The organism is Psychrosphaera sp. F3M07, assembly GCF_018860345.1.
Lineage (GTDB): Bacteria > Pseudomonadota > Gammaproteobacteria > Enterobacterales > Alteromonadaceae > Psychrosphaera > Psychrosphaera aquimarina.
In genome coordinates this window covers 57033-78230 of the sequence record NZ_JAHKPJ010000016.1, presented here as the reverse complement: position 1 = coordinate 78230, position 21198 = coordinate 57033, and the positions used below count along the sequence as shown (strand labels likewise).

Below are 21198 nucleotides of genomic sequence, written 5' to 3'. Positions count from 1 at the left end.
TTCAGTATTGTTGGGATAAACTTAGGCTTTTTGTTTATTAGCAAAACGTGAAAACTCTTTAGCTGATAACGGTTTGGAATATAAGTAGCCTTGAATTACATCACATTTCATCGATGACATGAGCGCTTTTTGCTCTTCGGTTTCAACCCCTTCAGCGACGGTGGATAAACTTAAATTCCGCGCTATGGTCACTATAGTATCTATCATCGCTTTACCAATATTTGTACTGCAATCATCCACAAATGCTTTGTCTATTTTTAACGTATTAAGTGGAAATTTACGTAAATAAGACAATGAAGAATAGCCAGTACCAAAGTCATCTAAAGCTAAATGAATGCCACGCTCTCGTAATTGATGCATGATCGTAATGGCATGTTTAGGATTATCCATAACCGTGCCTTCAGTAATCTCTAATTCTAGATTAGTCGGATTTAATCCTGTTTCAGCTAGTATTGTATCAATACGTTCGATTAGATCCGGTAGAGTAAACTGACGTGCTGATAAATTCACGGCAACACGTCCTGTTATTATGTCGTTATCAATCCAGCGTTTCATATCAATACAGGCTTTACGTAAAACTAAGTCACCGATATCAATGATCTGTCCCGTTTCTTCTGCAATAGGAATAAATACGCTAGGGCTAATTAATCCTTTTTTCGGCGTGATAAAACGAACCAAAGCTTCCATGCCTACCAACTTGTCAGTTTTTAAATTGGATTTAGGTTGGTAATACACTTCAAAATAATCTTCTTTTAAACCATGGCGTATTAAGTTTTCTATTTGTAAGCGTTTAACCGCTTGTTTATTCATTTCATTATTAAAGAATAAATATTTATTACCATCGGCTTTGGCGTAATACATGGCCGTATCCGCATTACGCAATAATGTTTCAGGTTTTAAGCCGTCATCGGGGTATAAGACAATTCCTATGCTGCCTGCAATAACAAACTCATGTTGGTTAATACGATACGGAGTGGATAATAAGGTTAAGATCTGTTTAGCCGCTAATGTGACTTTATGGATGTCATTGGTATTTTCCATAACAAAAGCAAATTCATCACCGCCTAGTCGGTATAAAGTGTCATTATCTTCTGCTAGGGGTTTTATTCGGTCGCCTATTTGTTTTAATAACTCATCGCCCAGTTGATGGCCAACGGAGTCATTAATCTTTTTGAAGTCATCTAAGTCGAAAACAAGTACAGCGGTAGGGGATTTTTTTGAGACTTGTTTTTGTAGATTAGAAAAGAAAACATCGCGATTTGGTAAGCCCGTTAACGTATCGGTTTTGGCCATTTTGACTAATTTTGCTTCAGTTCGCTTGCGCTTGGTGGTATCAGAAACGATGGCCACATAATTGGTGATCTTACCTTGTTCATCTTTGATGCAGTTGGCCGTAATATAAGCCATATAAAAACCACCAGAGACATTTTGACCGGAAACATCGCCTTGCCAATGACCAATCCTATCGACTTCAGATTTTATTTCTTGGGCCAATGACATACTAATTTGGTTGAATTTTAATTTAGTCCCAACTATTTCCGTGGCTTTGTGTCCTGTTATTATTTCATATCCCGGATTTACGTGGACAACGGACAATTGGGCGTCAAATATGATCACGCCTTCAGCAATACTTTCTATACTTTGGGCAAATATTTTAAGATTGTTTTCTATTTTCTTTAATTGATGAATGTCTTTGAAGGTACCTGTCATTCGAATTGGACTTCCATCTTCATCAAAACTGACCACTTTGCCTTTATCTAAAACCCAATTCCAAGAGTTATCGTTGGACTTTAATCGATAAGCACATTCAAAGGATTCGGAGTCTCCGTCTAAATGCAATTTGAGCTTTTTTGCAACCCGAACAAGATCGGCTGGGTGAATGACTGCTTTATTGGGAGGAAATGTATCTAAATCAATACTTGGTAAGGTATACACGCCATTCGCATTAGTTCTATACAGTGTACCGTCTGCAATATTCCAGTCCCACATCTCATCACCACTGGCCCACAATGACAACTTTAATCGTTCATCACTGGCGGTAATATCTGACTGATAACGTCTAAAGCGGATTAAGTTGTATAATAAAAAGGCGGCAATGACTATTGCAAACAAACACAACATTAACATGAAGGAAATGTCGATTTTATTCGATAGGAATATAGAATTAGCCTGTTCTTGAGCTTGGCAAGTAAAACTAAAGCTCAATAATACAGCCACCCATTTATTATTTTTATTAAGTGGAAATATCAATATCATTACAACTGAAAATGAATACGCCAAGCGAATCTAACTTAATTAAGCGTGAAATGTCAAAACAATAAAGGAATCAGGTGAGGAACTTTAGTGTCATAGTAAATTATAAAAGGAGTGGGAAGGGCTTGTCTGGAAAAGGTAGGTAAATTAAACCGCTGCTTTTTTAGACCCAAGTTGGATACCTTGTAAGTTATCTTGGTTAAGTTTACTCCTACACCAATTTATTAATTGTGGTTTTGTGATAGAAGATATCTCATTAGCAATCATTTCTTTTTGGATAAATCCATAATCTTGGTTGCCAATACTAATCCATAATTGTTGCGACTTTTGGTTTAAGTTACTTGGTAACTCGTTATATTGGTGGATCACAGCTTGTTTATGCTGTTCAAACTCTTGGTTATCCATCATCTCAACTTCTTCGATAAAATAAGTTAAACAGTTAAGAATATTAGAATTTAATGGAGGGCTAGTGTAATCATGTGATTGAATATAAATAGCCAAGCCTGGAGTATTGCAAAGTGGCATATAACCACTCCCTGCAAGATAGCCTAATTGTTTTTCTGCTCTTAGATAGTTAAATGAAAATGGTGAAAGGATCTGACTGACCAAAATAAATACGGCTTTTTCCATATAGTCAAATTTTGTATTTACAACATCGGTTAAACCTTGAATGTAGAGTAAAGCAGCATTGTCATTATGTTCAATTTCTTTATCAAAATACAATAACTCAGCAGGTGCTAGCGAAGTGATTGCACGTGGTAACTCATCGACTTTATGGCAAGATGTTAATTTCAGTTTTAATGACTGGTTTATGCCAATTGCCTGTGAAGTTGTCCAATTCCCGTATAATAATATCTCTGCATAAATCTGTGAGAACAATTGACTGGCAAACAGTTCAAATTCTTCAAAGTTAACGTCATTTAATTCAATGGCTAGTTCGTTGGACGTAGCCGTAGTGGGCATTAATTTGGAGTTTAATAAGGCAAATAATTGACTGATAGGCTTATTACTTTCTGCGTTGCGCCAATGTTTAATCAATTGACGTTTAACTTCTTTAAAACGCATATTGGTGAATTTAATTGTGATCATTGATTCCAATAAGGTCAACATTAAGCTGTCTTGGTTATTGCTTAGTCCCGACGTATATAAAGTCACACCTGCGTTATGCGCATATAAATTGTAATGTAAACCTGCCATTTCAGCTTGGTAATGTTGCTCTGATACTGAGTCCATAAATAGGTCACAAAAAAAACGCATCATGGCTTGATTACGCTTGGATTTCACCCCAATAGGGAGGTCTAAACCTAGGTAAATATTACCTTTCGGAACTCTAAAGCTTACATCTTGTTTAAACCAAGTTTGCCAACCTAAGTCGTGATCAATACTGACGGGGATCATACTGTTAAAATCAGGGGATTCTAACTTTATTGGTTTGGTTAAGTAAGGATTTCTAACTGGAAAATGGTAACGACCCGAAGCGGCTTGTTGTTCGTTGAGTTGCGTTATTTGGTCAACGGACAGGGCTTCAACATAATAAGGCGTGTGATACCAATGCGCTTTTTGGTTGGTGTGAATATTTTGGCTGACAAGGGTTAACCTCATGTTATTCGCGTCAAAATAGCTAAATAATTCCTGCCATTGCTTGCTTGTATAACCATCCATACAATAATCACCGTAAACATAATTATCTACATCGTAATGATGCATGTTTAATGCAATATTATTGGCTAACGTTAATGGTTTAATGTCTTCTTGGTACTCAAAACTGATTTCAGTAAGTTTTTTTTGTTCGTTGTATAAGTAACTAGGAACCGATTGTTTTTCAATCCAATGTAAGTAAGCAAATACTTCGTTTAAAACGGTTTCTAAATCATCCTCCCCTGCATGTGTTAACTCCAGAGATATGTTAAAGTCTTTGAAATTACTGCCTGATATACCATTACCAGCAGCCAATGCATTGATTAAACCTTGTTCTTTTAAGTGTTCAAATAATGAGCCTTCACCTTCATCACCAATTAAATGGGCAACAAAGCTGACTATTTTACTTTTATAGTATTTATCAATACTTGGTAACGGAAAGGTAATGTTGAGTTTGTGTAGCTCTTTAACAGGCTTGATAGCAATGAATTGAGCTAGATCTTGTGGTCGATATAAATTTTCAGTTAGTTCGGGTTTAGCATGTTCTAGGTTAATGGTTTGTATTTGTGAAAATAACTCATCCACTTTATTTGTTAATAATTCTATAGGTAATGGGCTCACGACACATAAAGTCATAAACTGACTTTGATAATACTGTTGCCAAAATTGAATTAACTCATCTTTCACCGGTCGTTCCGGTAAGTTCGCTAACGTATGTTTATTACCCACAGTAAATTTATGAAAAGGATGAGCAGGATTACAAGTTTCTTTATGGACCTGTTGAATACGTCGACTGTCATCTTTTAACTTGAGTTTATATTCCGCGTGTATTGCATTTTGCTCTTTCTCTATAGCGTCATCGGTAAATAGCGGCTCGATAAACATATTGGCAAAATAATCTAGGGCTTGGTCAAACACTTCATGTTGAACATCAAAATGAAAACTGCTGTGCTCTGTTGCTGTCCATGCATTGCAATGACCACCATGTTTGGCGACAAACTCGTTTAACTTAGCAGGCTCTGGATGTTTTTGGTTGCCGTTAAATAATAAGTGCTCAATAAAATGCGCAAAACCAGGGCGGTCAATAGGATCATCAAAACTGCCGGTATTTACAACTAACGAACAAGCACTCTTATGAACATCTTCAGAATGAATAAGCACCACTTTAATACCATTGTTAGTGGTAAAGTTGTGATAGGTCTTATTATCGTTCGGACTGGTTCTCAATGCTTGGCCTTAGGGAGTTAATTGATTGCATCATTGCTTAAAAATATCGTAGCGTATTTTAGCAAAATTACTAGGATCCGTTTATCTTTCATTCTAATCAAGGTTGCTGAAATTAAAAGATAAATAGACATTAGTTAAATTAAGAATTAAGCGTTAAAAATATACGCTATATTCTAATATAACTGTGGCACATTAAACTTGAATTGACTATATTGCTGCCTAATTGATGTATCTTATTTTACAAGATGGTGTTAATCCATATTTGTTGGAAAATTTTATGGCTGTTTATCTTTATATTGTAAGACATGGTGAAGCTGAACCTATGACCAAGGCTGATGAGTTACGTCAGTTAACTGAGCATGGTAAATGGGAAGCAAAACGCACGGCATTGTGGTTAAAAACGCAAGTGGCTAGTTTCGATTATGTTTATGCAAGTCCATATATAAGAGCACAACAAACGAAAGATATTATCTTAGCGCGAGGCATTGAAGCTCAAAACGAAGAAGTAATAGATGCGCTAACGCCAGAAGGTGATGCTAAACGTGTGACTGATTACGTTTTGGCTAACATCGACGATAATTATAAAGATGCTAAAAAAGATACCAATATTATCTGTGTATCTCACATGCCGCTGGTCAGTTATTTTATCGGTGAATTAACCGGGTATACACCAATCATGGCAACCGCTGGCGTGGCAAAAATCAAATTGGATTTAGATAAGTGGAATGGATTATTAGAAACGCTATTAGCGCCAGAACAGATGTTATAGCACCTTAAATTTAAACTATTACTTTATAAACTGCTTTCTAAAAAAGAAAGCGCTTATCTATTTAACAAATGTTCCAACTCTTCTCCAAGGTCAATAATAAAAACGATTGCGCCTTGGCCTCCCCATTCTAGTGGCGCTTGATGTAAAGCAATTACATCTGGGTGTTGAATTAAATAATGCGGTAACTTGGTTTTTAACACACCACCGCCTACACCATGAACAACACAAGCACAGGGAATATGTTTTGCTTTGCAATCGTTGATCATGGCAGCTAAATCAAATTTGGTTTGTTCTTTGTTATAACCATGTAAATCCAAAATCACTTCAGGTCTAACATCCCCACGCCTTAACAGTTTAGTGTAATAAGCTGGAAAGCCATCTTCTACATAACTTAGAGTTTGATTGTTGCTGATTAACGGCTCATATTCGTCAGAAAAGTGAAATGCAGGAGGATTTTTCAGGTTTGGCTTATTATCGCTGGTTCTATCATCTGCATATTTGTTTACTTGCAGGGCTTTGTTTTGCTTGCTGTTGTCCTTTCCAAAGTGTATTTTGTCTTGCTTAAGCGGCTTAATTCCTTGCATGACATTTGCAAAACAATCTTCATCAAATGGATGTAGATGTTCATCTTCAAATTTTGACATGTAAACACCTTAACAACGTTTATTAGCGATATGAAAATCATAGGTTCGTTATTGTAAGTTAAGGTAGGACATCAGCCAATAAAAAATGCATTTGTTTCTTTATAAACCCAGTTAGGTAACTCAATGGAATTAGATTTAGACATCTTGTCTCAACAAGCGATTGATGAATTAAAAACAGTAAATGACTTTTTACGTTGGGGCGTAAGTCGCTTCAACGGATCAGATATATATTATGGTCATGGTACTGATAATCCTTGGGATGAATGTTTATCATTAATTAGTTTTGCGTTAAATATGCCGCCACAATTAAATGCAGACGTATTGTCATCGAACCTGACATTGTCAGAAAGAGAAACAATCGTCGAGTTAATCGCTCTACGTATCACAACGAAAAAACCAGCAGCGTATTTAACCAATGTTGCTTATTTTGTTGATTTACCATTTTACGTAAATGAAAGTGTATTAGTGCCACGTTCACCAATAGGTGAGTTGATAAGAAATAAATTTGAAGGGTTAATCAAACAAGAACCAACTCGAATTATGGACTTATGTACTGGTTCAGCTTGTATCGCAATCGCTTGTGCTTATGCGTTTCCCGACGCAGAAGTGGATGCCTTAGATATTAGCCCAGAGGCATTATCAATAGCAGATGAAAATATTCACAGATTGGATGTTGCTGATCAAGTCGTGCCTATCATGTCAGATGTATTTTCTGGTGTGAGTGGTTTGCAATATGACTTAATTGTGTCGAACCCGCCATATGTTGATGCCGAAGATATTGACGATATGCCAGAAGAATTCCATCACGAACCGGCTATTGGATTAGCAAGTGGTAATGATGGTTTAGACATTACACGAGTTATTTTAGCGCAAGCGGCGGATCATTTAACGGATGATGGTGTATTAATTGTGGAGGTGGGTAATTCGATGATCCACTTACAAGCTGAATATCCGCAAGTGCCGTTTAATTGGATTGAGTTTGAACATGGTGGCTTAGGTGTATTTTCATTGACCAAAGCGCAATTAGTCGAATACAAATCATTATTTACAAAATAAGCGCTCAAAAAAGCGCTCTGAGTAGCAACCTATATTGAATTAGAAAACAGAATTAAAAGGGTAAAAAATGGCTGGCAATACCATTGGAGAAGTATTTAAAGTTACCACATTTGGTGAAAGTCATGGGTTAGGCCTAGGCTGCATTATTGATGGTTGTCCTCCTGGATTAGAAATTGACGAAGCAATTATTCAAGTCGATTTAGATCGCAGAAAGCCTGGCACATCACGTTTTACAACTCAACGTCGAGAAGCGGATGAAGTTAAAATTTTAAGTGGTGTGTTTGAAGGTAAAACGACGGGAACGTCAATTGGTTTATTGATTGAAAATACCGACCAACGGTCAAAAGATTATTCGGATATCAAAGACAAATTCCGTCCGGGTCACGCTGATTATACTTATCATCATAAGTACGGTAACCGAGATTATCGTGGTGGTGGTCGTTCATCAGCGCGTGAAACGGCTATGCGTGTTGCAGCAGGTGCCGTCGCTAAAGCTTGGTTAAAGCATAAACTGGGCTTAGAAGTGTTTGGCTATATGAGTCAGTTAGGCCCTATTGCTATTGAAACGGTTGATACCTCACTGATAGAAACGAATGCATTTTTCTGTCCTGATGCAAATGCGGTAGAAAAATGGGACCAATACATGCGTGACCTTAAAAAACAAGGTGACTCAGTTGGCGCTAAAATTACAGTGATCGCTAAAAATGTTCCTGTTGGATTAGGTGAGCCTGTATTTGATAGGTTGGATGCTGATATTGCCAAAGCGTTAATGGCGATTAATGCAGTAAAAGGCGTTGAAATTGGTGACGGGTTTGATGTTGTGGCGCAAAAAGGCTCAGAACATAGAGATGAACTAACACCTGAAGGGTTTAAATCTAATCACGCTGGTGGCATTTTAGGTGGTATTTCGAGTGGACAAGATATTGTGGCTCATATTGCATTAAAACCAACCTCTAGCATCAGTGTTGAAGGCGAGACCATTGATGTTAATGGTCAAAGCCAAACGTTAGTCACAAAAGGTCGTCACGATCCTTGTGTTGGTATCAGAGCTGTCCCTATTGCTGAAGCTATGTTGGCTATAACATTAATGGACCACTTCTTACGTAACCGTGCCCAAAATGCGGATGTGGTTGTTGATACGCCGATCATACCTGCTAGCAAATAAGAGAACACATAGACTTAACCAGTCACTCGTTCATTAATAAACGAGTGACTGGTTAATAATCTTAAGATTGATTCAAACCTAAATTAGTTTGGTTTATGTTAATAAACAAAATATTTCAGTATTCACTCAGCTCTGCATTGGTATAATGTTCTCACGTTTTAATAAATACGATAGTTGCCCAGTGTCATTAGCTTATCAAAACTTGTCCCAAGTCGATCACGCGCTTACTCAAACATCAGCGCATAACATCCAAGATATTATTGATCTGTTTAACGACTGTTTTTTTGACCGTTTTAATACTCGATTAGTTAAAGGCAACGACGAACCGATTTATTTACCTGCCGGTGAAACCGATATTAATATACCTGCACAAAGTTATGCTCAAGTGGTATTCGCCCACGGATATTACGCCAGTGCATTACATGAAATAGCTCATTGGTGTTTGGCTGGAGAACAAAGGCGTAAGCTCGTAGATTTTGGTTATTGGTATTGCCCCGATGGCAGAACTGCTGAGCAGCAAAAGACATTTCAACAAGCTGAAATAAAACCTCAATCTATTGAGTGGGCTTTATCTATTGCCGCAGGTTTTAAGTTTAATGTCAGTTGCGATAATTTATCTGGTGATGAATTTGGCAATCAGCCAGATAGCCAAGCTTTTGAGCAAGACATACTAAAACAAATCAATGTATATCTCGTCAATGGTTTCCCACCAAGAGCACAACAGTTAATGGAAACGTTAGCAGAGCGATATCAGCAATCGATACCAACTAACATCAATCAATTTATACCTTCTTTCAAACTGGATATTAAATAAATGCCAGATAATAAAAGCGTAAATACCAATATTAACCAACAAAGCCGAGTTAACTTTAGGCTTGGCTTGATTATTAACCCTATTGCAGGCGTAGGGGGAAGTGTCGGTTTAAAAGGCTCTGATGGTGACAATACAGCAGAATTAGCTAAGTCCTTAGGGGCAGAACAAAAAGCTAATGATAGGGCGTCTATTGCCTTATCTATGTTGTCTGAATATATAGAACACGTCGATATATTCACAGTTGCTGGTGAAATGGGGCAAAGCCTTTGTGAGCAACTTCAATTCGCCCATAATGTGGTTTATACACCAACCTCTGCAGTGACAACTCATCAAGATACGGAAAACGCAGCTAAGGTTTTAGCGGATTTAAAAGTAGATCTGATTCTGTTTGTTGGTGGCGACGGTACCGCACGTAATATATGTGCCGCGGTGGAAGATAACGTAACGGTATTAGGGGTGCCAGCTGGCTGTAAAATTCATTCAGGAGTTTATGCCATTACACCAAAAGCAGCTGGACGCGTATTACAGCTATTAGTAACAGGCGAGTTAGTCACAGTGTCAGATGCGGATGTTATGGATATTGATGAAGAGAAGTTTCGTCAAGGCATAGTTAAAGCGCGCCGATATGGTGAGTTGTCGGTACCAAGTGAATTACGTTTTATTCAAAATGTGAAAATGGGTGGCAAAGAAAGTGATGAGTTGGTATTAAACGATATCGCAGCCCACGTGATTGAACTGATGGAACCAGAGCAAACTTATATCATGGGTTCTGGCAGTACGGTTGCTTATTTGATGGAAGAGTTAAGCTTACCAAATACCCTATTAGGTGTGGATGTTATTCAAGACCACAACTTGCTAAAACAAGATGTAACTGCCAGTGAATTGTTAAGCTTTATCGATGACAATACCAAGTTACTTATTACCTTAATTGGTGGGCAAGGGCATATTTTCGGCCGTGGTAATCAACAATTAAGCCCAGAAGTTATTAAGAGAATAGGCAAAGACAATATTTTAGTAATAGCAACTAAAACAAAATTAAAAGCACTTAACGGCAGACCATTAATTGTGGACACCGGTGATGTATCTTTAGATAAATCCTTATCGGGTCACATAAAAGTGATCACGGGTTATCACGATCAAGTATTATATCCTGTTGGATACGAAGAATTATAAAGTTAAACAAAACGTGTAAAACAACATAAATTGAAAAGGTTAAAAGATGTTAAATTTAGAACAACTTAGTGATACCGCCCAAGAATACTTTGATGGGTTCGTTGTCAGTGGAACGGACGATGAGTTGTTCGCAAGTGGTTATTTAAGAGGGCATGTTGATTTAGTGATTGGTACTGCTATGTTAGAAAATACCAGCATTGAGTTAGAGCAAGTCGTTACTGAAATCACCGCTAGCGTTAACAAAGCCATAAAAAATGGCGAGTTAGAGCAAGAAGATATCAAAGCGGTAAATACAGTTTTAAACTCCCTGCTAGTTCATATATCTAAATAAATTTTATATTCAAACTATTTAAGACTAGAGATACTTACTAGCTATATCCAATAGAAAGTGCGGGTGGCGGAAGCAGAAATATTTGTATACTGTTTCTCGCAACTCGCAACTCGCAACTCGCAACTCGCAACTCTAGCCTTTCTTAATTTCCATTAATGCGCGCTTCTCTTGCTCAGATAAAAAGGCGGCTTCAACACCATTAAGTTGTATTTGCCTTAACTCGTTTGCGGTTAACCCTAATACATCGGTCGCCACTTTGTATTCATGTTTAATGGTAATGTTTGATACCGCAGGATCATCAGTATTTAAACAAACAATCACACCATGGTTTAAAAACGTTTTCAGTGGATGTTTGGTTAAGTCTTTTATTGTTGCTGTTTGATAATTGGAAGTAGGGCAGGACTCAATGGCAATTTTGTTATCACGTAAATAATCCATGAGTTTCATGTCTTGAGTCGCAGCAACACCATGGCCTATTCGTGTTGCGCCGAGTAACTTAATAGCATTCCAAACACTTTCAGGGCCAGCCGCTTCGCCGGCATGAACCGTAATTTGTAAACCGGCATCACGTGCCTGTTTAAAATGATTAACAAACATTTCAGCAGGGTAATTAAGTTCATCTCCCGCTAAGTCTAGTGCTGTGATTTTGTCTTTGTGAGTCAAGATTGCGCTTAACTCTTGTTGGCAAATCTCAGTGCCATAGGTTCTACTTAATATACCGATCAAGTTCGTTTTTATATTAAACTCTTTGCTCGCAGTAGACACGGCATCAGCCACAACATTAACCACTTCCGCTATATTTAATTTGAATGTCTCAGCCATGTAATATGGTGAAAAACGTAGTTCGGTGTAGTCCAAACCTTGCTCTTTTGCATCTTTTACATTTTCATAAGCAACACGATAAACCGCATCCAGGTTAGCTAACACAGATACGCCATAATCTAGCTTTTTTAAGAAAGCCAGTAGATCTGAGGTTTGATCTTGTATTTGAGCGTGTGGAGTAAACTCATCAACATTTGCGCCTGGTAGTTTAATGTTATGTTGTTGGGCTAAATCCCAAACCGTCGCAGGATGGATGTTACCGTCTAAGTGACGGTGTAAGTCTACAAGTGGTAAGCTATGGTCTATCATCTAATTCAAATTCTATCCGGTGGTATTATGCAAATTATAACACTGTTAATGCAGAACAAGAGAGGGGAAACACTATGAGTGACGAAAAAATTAATTATTTGGAATTGCCATCAAAGGATTTAACAAAAACTAAGCAGTTTTTCAGTGCCGTGTTTAATTGGCAGTTTGTTGATTATGGGCCTGAGTATTGCTCATTTTCGAAAGAAACTGGAATGGATGGTGGGTTTTATTTATCAAATAAAATTGCGAGTACTGACTCTGGTTCAGTCCTTGTTGTTTTTTACTCCGAGGATTTAGCCGCAATTGCAAGTAAGATCGTTGATAATGGTGGTGATATAGTGCAAGAGATATTTGAATTTCCTGGTGGGAAACGTTTTCATTTCACCGATGTTACTGGTAATGAGTTTGCAGTTTGGTCAGATAAGTAACTGGATTACTTATCTAACAACTTATTTGAGCTTTCTATTTTGTAACATTTACCTGATAATTCGTACCTAGAAAGCTTTCAATTATAGTTCATTCCAGCTTCCAGCTTTTGGGGTTTTAGACCTGAAATTTGTCACACTTCGAAACTCGAAACTCGAAACTCGAGCCTCGCTTTTTTATAACTGCTCTCTCACCCAATTAGTTAATGAGGTTTTATCCATAGCGCCTGCTTGACGGGCAACCTCTTTACCTTCTTTGTAAATAATAATAGTTGGAATGCTTCTAATATTATAAGCCGCTGCTACTTGTTGAGCTTGTTCTGTGTCTACTTTGGCAAAACGGGCTTGGCTATTCATTTCACCAGATACTTGTTCATAAACTGGCGCCATCATTTGACATGGGCCGCACCAACTTGCCCAAAAATCGACGATGACAGGCAAGTCATTGTTTTGGATAAAGCGCTGAAAGTTTTGATCATTTAACGCTAATGGGGAGGCAATTAAAATAGACTCTTTGCATTTCCCACAACTAGGGTCTTGACTTGTTTTTTCAAGTGGAAGGCGGTTTTTAGCCATACAGTGACTACAAGTAACATGGATAAGTTCAGACATAATAGTTTCTCTAAAGTCGTTATCAGTGAATTAAATACATTTAGCTGGTTTTGGAAGACCAGCGATGCGAGTAGCTTGTTTAGCAGGACCTTTCGGGAATAGTTTATAAAGGTAAATACTATTACCTTTGTCTGCTCCTAACTGTTTTGCCATCGCTTTGACTAACATTCGAATAGCTGGGCTGGTTTTGTATTCTTTATAAAAATCACGCACAAAGTTGACCACTTCCCAATGATTTTCTGTCATGGTTACATTTTCTAACTCTGCAATATGTAAAGCGAGCTCTTGACTCCAGTCAGAAAGATGCAATAGATATTCATGTTTGTCGGTCTCAAATTGTTGGCCGTTAAATTCAATCATTATAAAACTCTAAAATATATTTATGTGATAACTCTTTAAATCTGATTCCTAAGCGCTTCATTCCAATAGCTTTCGGAAATAGCTTTATTAGCAAGAGCTTACTTACTAATAACTGCATTACCAAGAACTGTATTACCAAGAACTGTATTACCAAGAACTGTATTACCAAGAACTGTATTACCAAGAACTGTATTACCAAGAACTTATTTACCAAGAGATGAGGTTGTGCGCTGCCGTTGTTAATTCAACCCACTTAGTATCATCTATTACTGTGAAGTCAGCGGTTGGATGTATATTTCTAGCACTCATATCTAATTGTCTTACAAAAATCTGTTTACAATTAAGGCCTAAATCATTTTTAGCGACTAGATACACAGCATCCTGTAATAACAAGACTTGATCATTAACCTCTACTAACGGTTTCGCTTTAGTCCATGCATCGGGGGAGAAGATTAAATGTAATGTTGTTTGATTCATGATACCCCGTTAAACCACATAAATATGATCGGCATTGGATTTTAACTGTTTGATATCTAGCAGTGATATTTGCTCGACACCTTGGATTAACTCATGATTAGCTAACCCAAATTGTTGTAGGCTATTCTGACACGCAAAAACATGATCAATATCGTAAATACCGAGTGCTTTGATGGTGGACAGATAGTCTTTTTGATTTATTAATTCTGGCGTTTGTTGAGCTAATGTTTGAGTAACGCCTTGTTGGTAAAACAACACAGAAACGTTTTGTTCATAAGCACCAAAAATCAAACTCAAATCAAGGGCTTCTTTACCTTGCAAGTTATTAAGTCCTGATTGGGTATGTATGATAAGAATATTCTTTACTGTCAAAATAGGCCTCACTTAAATTGTATGACTTTATCGGCTTGAGTCGTTAACTCAGCAAATTCAGCAAGACCAGAAATAGTAAATTCAGGACTAATATTTCCTACAGATAATCCACGTTTTTCAGCCGCAGTTACGCACAACATTAACTTAATATTATGTTTATTACTGAGTTGTAATAAATGCGATTGACCATTTAATTCATCTGAAGGGATATCTAGCGTATTAACTGCGTTTAATACCGAATCTTGATAAAGAAAAATAGCAGGAACGTTATGGCCAGAATCAATTGCTGCTTGGGCAAACTGACAGGCACTTAATACACTTTGGTTTGACCAAGGTGTGCCATGTAACATCAATAAATAACTAGCCATATAGATATCAGTTTCATCAATTAAGGAGTGGGGTATTGTATGTGATTTTGACTGTAGAGCAAACTAAGTTGGAATATCTTTAGGCAATAAAAAAGGCTTAGTAAACTAAGCCTTAATTAAAATATTAATTAACGATTAATCGTCATTACCACCAAAAGCGGTAAGTAAATGGATTAAGCTTAAGAAGATATTATAGATAGAAACGAATAAAGTTACCGTTGCTAAAATATAGTTTCTTTCGCCACCATCAACGATTGCTTTTGTTTGTAACAAAATTGCGCCAGATGAGAATAAGATAAACAAAGAGCTAATCGCTAACGACAGTGCTGGGATTTGTAAAAATATGTTCGCAACAACAGCAACGATTAATACCCAAAAGCCAGCCATCATCATTCCGTTTAAGAATGATAAATCGCGTTTAGTCGTTAATGCGTAAGCAGAAACACCAAAGAAAGTTAGTGCCGTGCCGCCCAGAGCAGTCATAACGATTTCACCACCGCCATTACCTATGACCATATTTAATATAGGTCCTAGTGTATAGCCAAGAAAACCTGTGAAAGCGAAAACTGAAAGCAGTCCTGTAGAGCTGTTTGCTGTTTTATGAACTAAAAAAAGTAAACCGTAAAAACCCACTAAGGTAATAATCAACCCAGGATGAGGTAAGTTGAATGCCATTGCTGCACCCGCAACTACTGCTGCAAATGCTAATGTCATTGCTAATAGAGAATAAGTACTTCTAAGTACTTTGTTTGTTTGCAGTACTGAAGTAGATTCACTTTGATATACTGTTCTGTTGTTCATTTAAGAACTCCTGTTAATTTAACATTTTTAAACTAGGGCTAGTTTTCATTAAACTTCAGCCTTGGTCAATACATGTAGGCAATTAAACTTGTTTCAAGCACCTATTAAATGCTTTTTACAAATAAAAACAAGATAATGCCGATATATTCACCAAGCGGTTTGACTGCGCTTTATATTAATTGTTCCGTGTTTTATTAAATTTATGTGTATATTTTATAAATGTTGATTATGAAAAAGGCGTTTTGTTTTAAAAGTGACCATATAAACAATAAAATCAATAAAATATTAAATTTAGACTTTACAGGAGCCCATTAGGTCATTAATATGCGCCCCACAGTGGAGAGCTGGCAGAGTTCGGTCGAATGCACCTGACTTGAAATCAGACGAAGGGTTAAACCTTCCGGGGGTTCGAATCCCTCGCTCTCCGCCACTTTAATAAATATTGATGTAGTCTAATTCGATATTTAGAACGACCATAGGAAAGCTGGCAGAGCTCGGTCGAATGCACCTGACTTGAAATCAGACGAAGGGTTAAACCTTCCGGGGGTTCGAATCCCTCGCTTTCCGCCACATACGAATAACCCGATACTTTCACGAGTATCGGGTTTTTTCGTTCTTACACCTGATGTTTTTGCGAGGGTGAGAAGCCCCGTTGGGGTTTGACTAAATTTGTCTGGAACAAATTAGAACGCGCTTTAGCGCGGCCGCGAAGCGGTGAAATACAAGGATGTATTTCATAATCACACCTCGCTTTCCGCCACATACGAATAACCCGATACTTTCACGAGTATCGGGTTTTTTCGTTTAGGCTCGTAGCTCGATACTCGAAGCTCGTTAACTCGAAATTGCTTTTAACTCGCCACTGTCCCTTACAACTTTTCCTTGAGTATTGCCTGAGCATCTTTTAGTGTGAGCTTGTTTATTTACAACCAGAATATAGAGAGTTAAATGGCTAAGTTAGAAATGAACTTTGCGACCAAGTTTTTATTTGTGATGGCGTGTTTGGTGGTGATGTTAGCAGGTATTAAAGCCGCAACACCGATATTAGTGCCATTTCTGTTGGCTTTAGTCATCGCAATAATTACCAACCCTTTAGTTAACAAGCTAGTTAACTACAAGATACCTCGTGCTGTTGCGGTGTTATTTATTTTAAGTCTATTAGTTATCGTCGGTTTATCTTTAGCCGGCGTAGTAGGGCAATCATTTAACGATTTTTCTCGCTCAATGCCAATGTATCAAGAAAAGCTTTCAGGGCAGTTAGTTTGGCTAGTAAGCAAGTTAGCGCTGTTTGATATCGAAATAAATAAAGAACAATTTACTCAATATTTTAATCCTGGTGTTGCCATGTCTATGGTTGGTAATTTATTAAGTGGATTTGGTGGTGTAATGGCCAACCTCTTCTTAATTTTATTAACTGTTATCTTTATGTTGTTTGAAGCACCTGATGCAAGCAAAAAAGTACATATAGCGTTAGATGATCCTACTATGAAGATGCATCATATTGACCGTTTCTTGGACTCAGTGAACAAATACTTAGCCATTAAAACCTTAGTTAGTTTAGGTACCGGCATTTGTGTTGCGATCCTCCTGTGGATACTAGACGTTGAGTATGTATTGTTATGGGCCGTGTTATCTTTTCTGTTTAACTTTATCCCAAATATCGGTTCTATCATTGCTGCAGTGCCTGCTGTATTGCTTACCTTAGTTATCCAAGGCCCTGCAATCGCCGGTTTAGTTGCAATAGGGTATATATCTATCAATATGGTGATGGGTAACGTTATAGAGCCTAAATACATGGGACGCGGTTTAGGTTTGTCTACTCTGGTTGTTTTTTTGTCGTTAATCTTCTGGGGTTGGTTATTAGGTACTGTGGGTATGTTGTTGTCTGTGCCGTTAACGATGATAGTTAAGATTGCGCTTGAAGCGAATGAAGATAGTAAGTGGTTGGGCGTGTTGTTAGGTGATTCTAAATAAAATAGTTAGGTGTGAAGCATTAAATCGAGTCAATGCTTCACACCTTTTTATACAAAAAGAATTTATTCAAAAAGAATTTATAAATAAAACAATAAAAATCGTTAATAAATCATATTTTTATTCAATTATCCTTCAGCTAAAACGTCTAATAAATTCATCACTTTTTTACTTGCTATTTCCATCGATTTTAATTGTGAAATCGCTTTTTCCCTGTCACCAGCTACTAATGAATTTAGCGCTCCAACCCCACAAGTGTGAACTTGTTTATGAGGTTCACTAAGTTGGTTAAAGGTACTATTATTTGAAAATATTGATTTGCCTTCAGCGTTATACCATTTACCTAGTCGGCAGCTATTATGATCCGCAAACTCCGTCGTCGATTTAGAACTAAAACCCGCAGCAACAGCATATATATCACCTTTCCAAACCACATGATCTAATTTCACAGTTTGAATAAAACTTTGTAAACTAGCGTCTGTAATAGTAGCTCTCATCGAATTACAACATTCGATCAAATTACGATAATCGCTATCTAATGTAGTCACGCCAGAGGTGAGTTCTTCATTAGTAGAATGTATAGTATCCACCGACTTAACGGTTTCACTGGTTGAGCGAATAATCTCGTTTACTAATTCTGATACTTCATTGGCTGATTCGTTGGTATTGTTTGCCAGCGCTCTTACTTCATCAGCGACAACACTAAAACCACGACCCGCCTCACCAGCTCTCGCTGCTTCAATTGCTGCATTTAAGGCTAATAAGTTAGTTTGATCTGAAATTTTTGAAATGGTTGAAACAAATATATTAATTTTATCGGCCATTTCAGATAAGCCCGAAATATTGGATGTCATTGAGCCCATTTGAGCACCAAGTCCACTCATGCCGTGCACTATGTTTTTAAGTGTTTTAGAGGACGAGTCAAATAGATCGTTTATATGGCTAATACCATCACTTTCTTTTTTAATTTGCTGGAATGAACTAAATACTGTCTCGCGAATGCCTTGGAGCTGTTCAATAGAGTCAACGGTACAACCTAAAACTTGTTTATCAAACTCAAGGTTATCCGCTTGCTGATCATATTGAGCGTGTTGAAGCTCGGCGATCAATTCATCAGAATTACGAATTTGTTGTTGTAACGTTTGTATTTGTGTTTTTAGAGAAGAGTTTTCAGCGACTACGTTATTAAAGCTTTTTTTTGTTACAAACATCGTTATTTTTTCTCGATTCTATTATTTTTGTCTTTATGCTTTATCGGCTAATGTGAACGAAAGTTCAATTAAAATATAAGTAAACTACGCTAATGTTTGATTTACATTAAGTTAATTTTATAAATCAGGTTATTGCTATGAAAATTTATAAACTTAGGTAAACTTGTGGTCATACCAGAGAAGTGAGAAGGTGTTGAATCTTCCGAACCCCAATTTACATATTGAGTATTTACACATGAGTATTGATACCTTATTTGAAGCTTTTAACGAAACTAAATCTGAATACATAATTAATGTGCCTAAAACCTGGGGACAGGGCAGAACCTTATATGGCGGTATTTCTACCGCATTGGCTTATCAAGCGGCGGAGAACTTAATTCTTGATGATCGTTCATTACGTTCATTGCATTGTAATTTTGTTGGTCCATTAAATTGGGATGAACCTGTAGTTGTTTCTGCTGAAGTATTACGTACTGGTAAAAATGTTACGCAATTACTGGCCAAAGTCTGTCAAAATGGGCAAGTTGGTGTGATGGCTCAAATATGTTTTGGTATGAGTCGTGAGTCGAAACTATTTAGTCAAGCTCCAGATAAACATGTAATGCAAGTGCCAAAAAAAGGTAATTTCATACCTAATATACCTAAGTTAGTGCCTGCTTTTATTCAGCATTTTAATTTGTCATTACACAAAGGCAGTTTTGGTTTGGGCAAAAGTGAAGAAGCCGCTTTACACGGTTGGAGTCGTTTTGCTAGCGCACCCAAAACGATGAGAATGGCATATTTTATTGCCTTAATGGATGCATGGCCGCCAACCATGTTTCAAATGTTAAGATTACCAGCACCAGCTAGTACTATGTCTTGGGATATTGAGTTTATAAATCCAAAACACCCTTTGGACCCAACTGCTTGGTTTGCAAGTGAAACGATAGCCAAACATATCCAAGACGGATATGGTCATGAAGAAGCTAAATTTTGGGATCAAGATGGCAACTTACTCGCACTTTCTCGACAAGTCGTTACCGTATTTGCATAAAATACGGTACGTGATAAAACTCTGATTAGTTTTAAACGAATGGGCGTAACTGATCATTATACAGTTGACCTTTCTCTACATAATGCTGGGCAGACTTAGTTAATAACTCGGCTTGCTCGGCACTTATCTGCTTTACAACTTTACCTGGAACACCCATCACCAATGAATTATCTGGGATGGTTTTATTTTCTGTGATTAAACTACCTGCGCCAATAATGCAGTTTTTGCCAATTACGGCGCCATTTAAAATGGTCGCGCCCATACCTATCAAACTGTTATCTCCAACACGACAACCATGCAGCATCACTTTATGGCCAACAGTGACGTTGTTGCCTAGTTCGATTGGAAACCCCTCATCTACATGCAAGACAGAGCCATCTTGAATATTGGTGTTATCGCCTATGTTTATGGATGCATTATCGGCTCGTAAAACACACTGAAACCAAATGCTAACTTGTTCACCTATATTTACTTCACCAATCACATCAGCGCTATGGGCAATAAAATAATCTTCACTTTTAGATTGTGGTTTTTTGTCATTTAGTTGATATAACATTTATTTATCCTCAGTAAGCATACATATCTGTTTTGCGTTATTAACTTAACTTATACTAAACCCATTAATGTGTCGTATAAATTTGTTGTTTTTAGGATTTTTGGGGGTAGTAAATGAAGTTATCTGACTTAAGACGTGAATATTGTCAGGGGGAATTAACCGAACAAGATGTGACAAATGATCCTATGACACAGTTTGATGTTTGGCTAAAACAAGCCATAGATGCAAACCTACAAGACCCAACGGCAATGGTCGTGGCAACGGTTGATGAAAATGGTCAGCCATCACAGCGTATCGTGTTGTTAAAAAATAGTGATGAAAATGGGTTTGTATTTTTCACCAATTTAGCCAGTCGAAAAGCACAAGAGTTAAAACAAAATAACAAGATATCACTCCACTTTCCTTGGCATGCATTGGAAAGACAAGTGATTGTTTATGGTGAAGTTGAGCCATTAACAACAAAAGAAAATATGACCTACTTTTTATCACGCCCTAAAGAGAGCCAGTTAGCAGCTTGGGCTTCCAAGCAGTCACATCCAATCAATTCTCGAAAAATGTTAATGGAAACCTTTGAGCGCATGAAACATAAATTTAGCCAAGGTGACATGCCAACCCCTGATTTTTGGGGGGGATATAGAGTTAAGCCTTCTAAAGTCGAATTTTGGCAGGGGGGGGAATATAGGTTACATGACAGAATCATGTACACCCGAAAGGAGTCGGATACCTCAAGTTGGGATATACAAAGGTTAGCGCCATGAAATAGTGTTAAGAGCAGCTTCGAGTTTCGAGATACGAGATATGAGTTTCGAGA

Annotated in this window: 22 protein-coding genes and 2 tRNA genes; 12 read left to right on the top strand and 12 right to left on the bottom strand. The window is 37.4% G+C overall.

The features are described from left to right. Positions 1 to 21: 21 nt before the first annotated feature. Both KO505_RS07410 and KO505_RS07405 read right to left on the bottom strand, forming a co-directional pair. A complete protein-coding gene (locus tag KO505_RS07410) occupies positions 22 to 2256 on the bottom strand; it encodes a GGDEF domain-containing phosphodiesterase (RefSeq protein ID WP_216055002.1) in 2235 nt (744 codons plus the stop codon). Between the two features lie 144 nt (positions 2257 to 2400). Continuing rightward, positions 2401 to 5118, bottom strand: a complete 2718-nt coding sequence (locus tag KO505_RS07405; protein ID WP_216054813.1) for an insulinase family protein — start codon at positions 5116 to 5118, stop codon at positions 2401 to 2403. A 277-nt stretch (positions 5119 to 5395) separates the two neighbouring features. Between KO505_RS07405 and sixA the strand changes: the two genes are divergently transcribed. Then, the gene (gene sixA, locus KO505_RS07400) at positions 5396 to 5887 is read left to right on the top strand and encodes a phosphohistidine phosphatase SixA (protein WP_216054812.1); all 492 of its coding nucleotides are present in this window, start codon (positions 5396 to 5398) and stop codon (positions 5885 to 5887) included. A gap of 53 nt (positions 5888 to 5940) precedes the next feature. Here the strand turns inward: sixA and smrB are convergent, their stop codons facing one another. Further along, entirely contained in the window at positions 5941 to 6531 is a 591-nt protein-coding gene (gene smrB / locus KO505_RS07395) for an endonuclease SmrB (RefSeq protein WP_216054811.1), read from the bottom strand. Positions 6532 to 6654: 123 nt separating this feature from the next. Here smrB and prmB point away from each other — a divergent pair, with 123 nt between their 5' ends. The 5 genes from prmB to KO505_RS07370 all read left to right on the top strand — a co-directional run bounded on the left by prmB (position 6655) and on the right by KO505_RS07370 (position 11070). Next, positions 6655 to 7587, top strand: coding sequence for a 50S ribosomal protein L3 N(5)-glutamine methyltransferase (prmB, locus tag KO505_RS07390; RefSeq protein WP_216054810.1), 933 nt, complete (start codon positions 6655 to 6657; stop codon positions 7585 to 7587). 67 nt (positions 7588 to 7654) lie between these two features. Continuing rightward, positions 7655 to 8752 (top strand): chorismate synthase, encoded by a 1098-nt coding sequence (aroC, locus tag KO505_RS07385; protein WP_216054809.1) that lies wholly within the window; start codon positions 7655 to 7657, stop codon positions 8750 to 8752. A gap of 145 nt (positions 8753 to 8897) precedes the next feature. Next, on the top strand, positions 8898 to 9566 hold the full coding sequence (locus KO505_RS07380; protein ID WP_216054808.1) for an elongation factor P hydroxylase: 669 nt from the start codon (positions 8898 to 8900) through the stop codon (positions 9564 to 9566). Further along, on the top strand, positions 9567 to 10739 hold the full coding sequence (locus KO505_RS07375) for an ATP-NAD kinase family protein (protein ID WP_216054807.1): 1173 nt from the start codon (positions 9567 to 9569) through the stop codon (positions 10737 to 10739). A 46-nt stretch (positions 10740 to 10785) separates the two neighbouring features. Continuing rightward, the gene (locus KO505_RS07370; protein ID WP_216054806.1) at positions 10786 to 11070 is read left to right on the top strand and encodes a YfcL family protein; all 285 of its coding nucleotides are present in this window, start codon (positions 10786 to 10788) and stop codon (positions 11068 to 11070) included. A gap of 132 nt (positions 11071 to 11202) precedes the next feature. On the opposite strand, the gene add is transcribed toward KO505_RS07370, so the two are convergent. Beyond that, positions 11203 to 12201 carry an adenosine deaminase gene (add, locus tag KO505_RS07365; RefSeq protein WP_216054805.1) on the bottom strand — a complete coding sequence of 333 codons (999 nt, stop codon included), beginning with the start codon at positions 12199 to 12201 and terminating at the stop codon, positions 11203 to 11205. Between the two features lie 74 nt (positions 12202 to 12275). Here add and KO505_RS07360 point away from each other — a divergent pair, with 74 nt between their 5' ends. Further along, complete coding sequence (locus KO505_RS07360) at positions 12276 to 12629, top strand: VOC family protein (protein WP_216054804.1); 354 nt, start codon at positions 12276 to 12278, stop codon at positions 12627 to 12629. Between the two features lie 174 nt (positions 12630 to 12803). On the opposite strand, the gene trxC is transcribed toward KO505_RS07360, so the two are convergent. The 6 genes from trxC to KO505_RS07330 all read right to left on the bottom strand — a co-directional run bounded on the left by trxC (position 12804) and on the right by KO505_RS07330 (position 15616). Beyond that, positions 12804 to 13238 (bottom strand): thioredoxin TrxC, encoded by a 435-nt coding sequence (gene trxC / locus KO505_RS07355; protein ID WP_252731694.1) that lies wholly within the window; start codon positions 13236 to 13238, stop codon positions 12804 to 12806. A 30-nt stretch (positions 13239 to 13268) separates the two neighbouring features. Further along, positions 13269 to 13598, bottom strand: a complete 330-nt coding sequence (locus KO505_RS07350; RefSeq protein WP_216054803.1) for a TusE/DsrC/DsvC family sulfur relay protein — start codon at positions 13596 to 13598, stop codon at positions 13269 to 13271. Between the two features lie 207 nt (positions 13599 to 13805). Beyond that, a complete protein-coding gene (locus KO505_RS07345; protein WP_216054802.1) occupies positions 13806 to 14075 on the bottom strand; it encodes a DsrH/TusB family sulfur metabolism protein in 270 nt (89 codons plus the stop codon). Between the two features lie 9 nt (positions 14076 to 14084). Continuing rightward, a complete protein-coding gene (gene tusC / locus KO505_RS07340) occupies positions 14085 to 14447 on the bottom strand; it encodes a sulfurtransferase complex subunit TusC (RefSeq protein WP_216054801.1) in 363 nt (120 codons plus the stop codon). 8 nt (positions 14448 to 14455) lie between these two features. Beyond that, positions 14456 to 14815: a sulfurtransferase complex subunit TusD gene (gene tusD / locus KO505_RS07335; RefSeq protein WP_216054800.1), complete on the bottom strand. Its 360-nt coding sequence runs from the start codon at positions 14813 to 14815 to the stop codon at positions 14456 to 14458. A gap of 135 nt (positions 14816 to 14950) precedes the next feature. Continuing rightward, positions 14951 to 15616: a Bax inhibitor-1/YccA family protein gene (locus KO505_RS07330; protein ID WP_216054799.1), complete on the bottom strand. Its 666-nt coding sequence runs from the start codon at positions 15614 to 15616 to the stop codon at positions 14951 to 14953. A gap of 338 nt (positions 15617 to 15954) precedes the next feature. Between KO505_RS07330 and KO505_RS07325 the strand changes: the two genes are divergently transcribed. The 3 genes from KO505_RS07325 (at position 15955) to KO505_RS07315 (ending at position 17590) form a co-directional block, all read left to right on the top strand. Beyond that, a tRNA-Ser gene (locus tag KO505_RS07325) sits at positions 15955 to 16046 on the top strand. Between the two features lie 48 nt (positions 16047 to 16094). Beyond that, positions 16095 to 16186 (top strand) — tRNA-Ser (locus KO505_RS07320). A 378-nt stretch (positions 16187 to 16564) separates the two neighbouring features. Continuing rightward, positions 16565 to 17590, top strand: a complete 1026-nt coding sequence (locus tag KO505_RS07315) for an AI-2E family transporter (protein ID WP_252731693.1) — start codon at positions 16565 to 16567, stop codon at positions 17588 to 17590. Positions 17591 to 17715: 125 nt separating this feature from the next. Here the strand turns inward: KO505_RS07315 and KO505_RS07310 are convergent, their stop codons facing one another. Continuing rightward, complete coding sequence (locus KO505_RS07310) at positions 17716 to 18798, bottom strand: methyl-accepting chemotaxis protein (RefSeq protein ID WP_216054798.1); 1083 nt, start codon at positions 18796 to 18798, stop codon at positions 17716 to 17718. A gap of 190 nt (positions 18799 to 18988) precedes the next feature. Here KO505_RS07310 and KO505_RS07305 point away from each other — a divergent pair, with 190 nt between their 5' ends. Further along, entirely contained in the window at positions 18989 to 19831 is an 843-nt protein-coding gene (locus KO505_RS07305) for a thioesterase family protein (RefSeq protein ID WP_216054797.1), read from the top strand. 31 nt (positions 19832 to 19862) lie between these two features. Here the strand turns inward: KO505_RS07305 and KO505_RS07300 are convergent, their stop codons facing one another. Further along, the gene (locus tag KO505_RS07300) at positions 19863 to 20387 is read right to left on the bottom strand and encodes a gamma carbonic anhydrase family protein (protein ID WP_216054796.1); all 525 of its coding nucleotides are present in this window, start codon (positions 20385 to 20387) and stop codon (positions 19863 to 19865) included. Positions 20388 to 20500: 113 nt separating this feature from the next. Here KO505_RS07300 and pdxH point away from each other — a divergent pair, with 113 nt between their 5' ends. Beyond that, on the top strand, positions 20501 to 21145 hold the full coding sequence (gene pdxH, locus KO505_RS07295) for a pyridoxamine 5'-phosphate oxidase (protein WP_216054795.1): 645 nt from the start codon (positions 20501 to 20503) through the stop codon (positions 21143 to 21145). Positions 21146 to 21198: the final 53 nt, after the last annotated feature.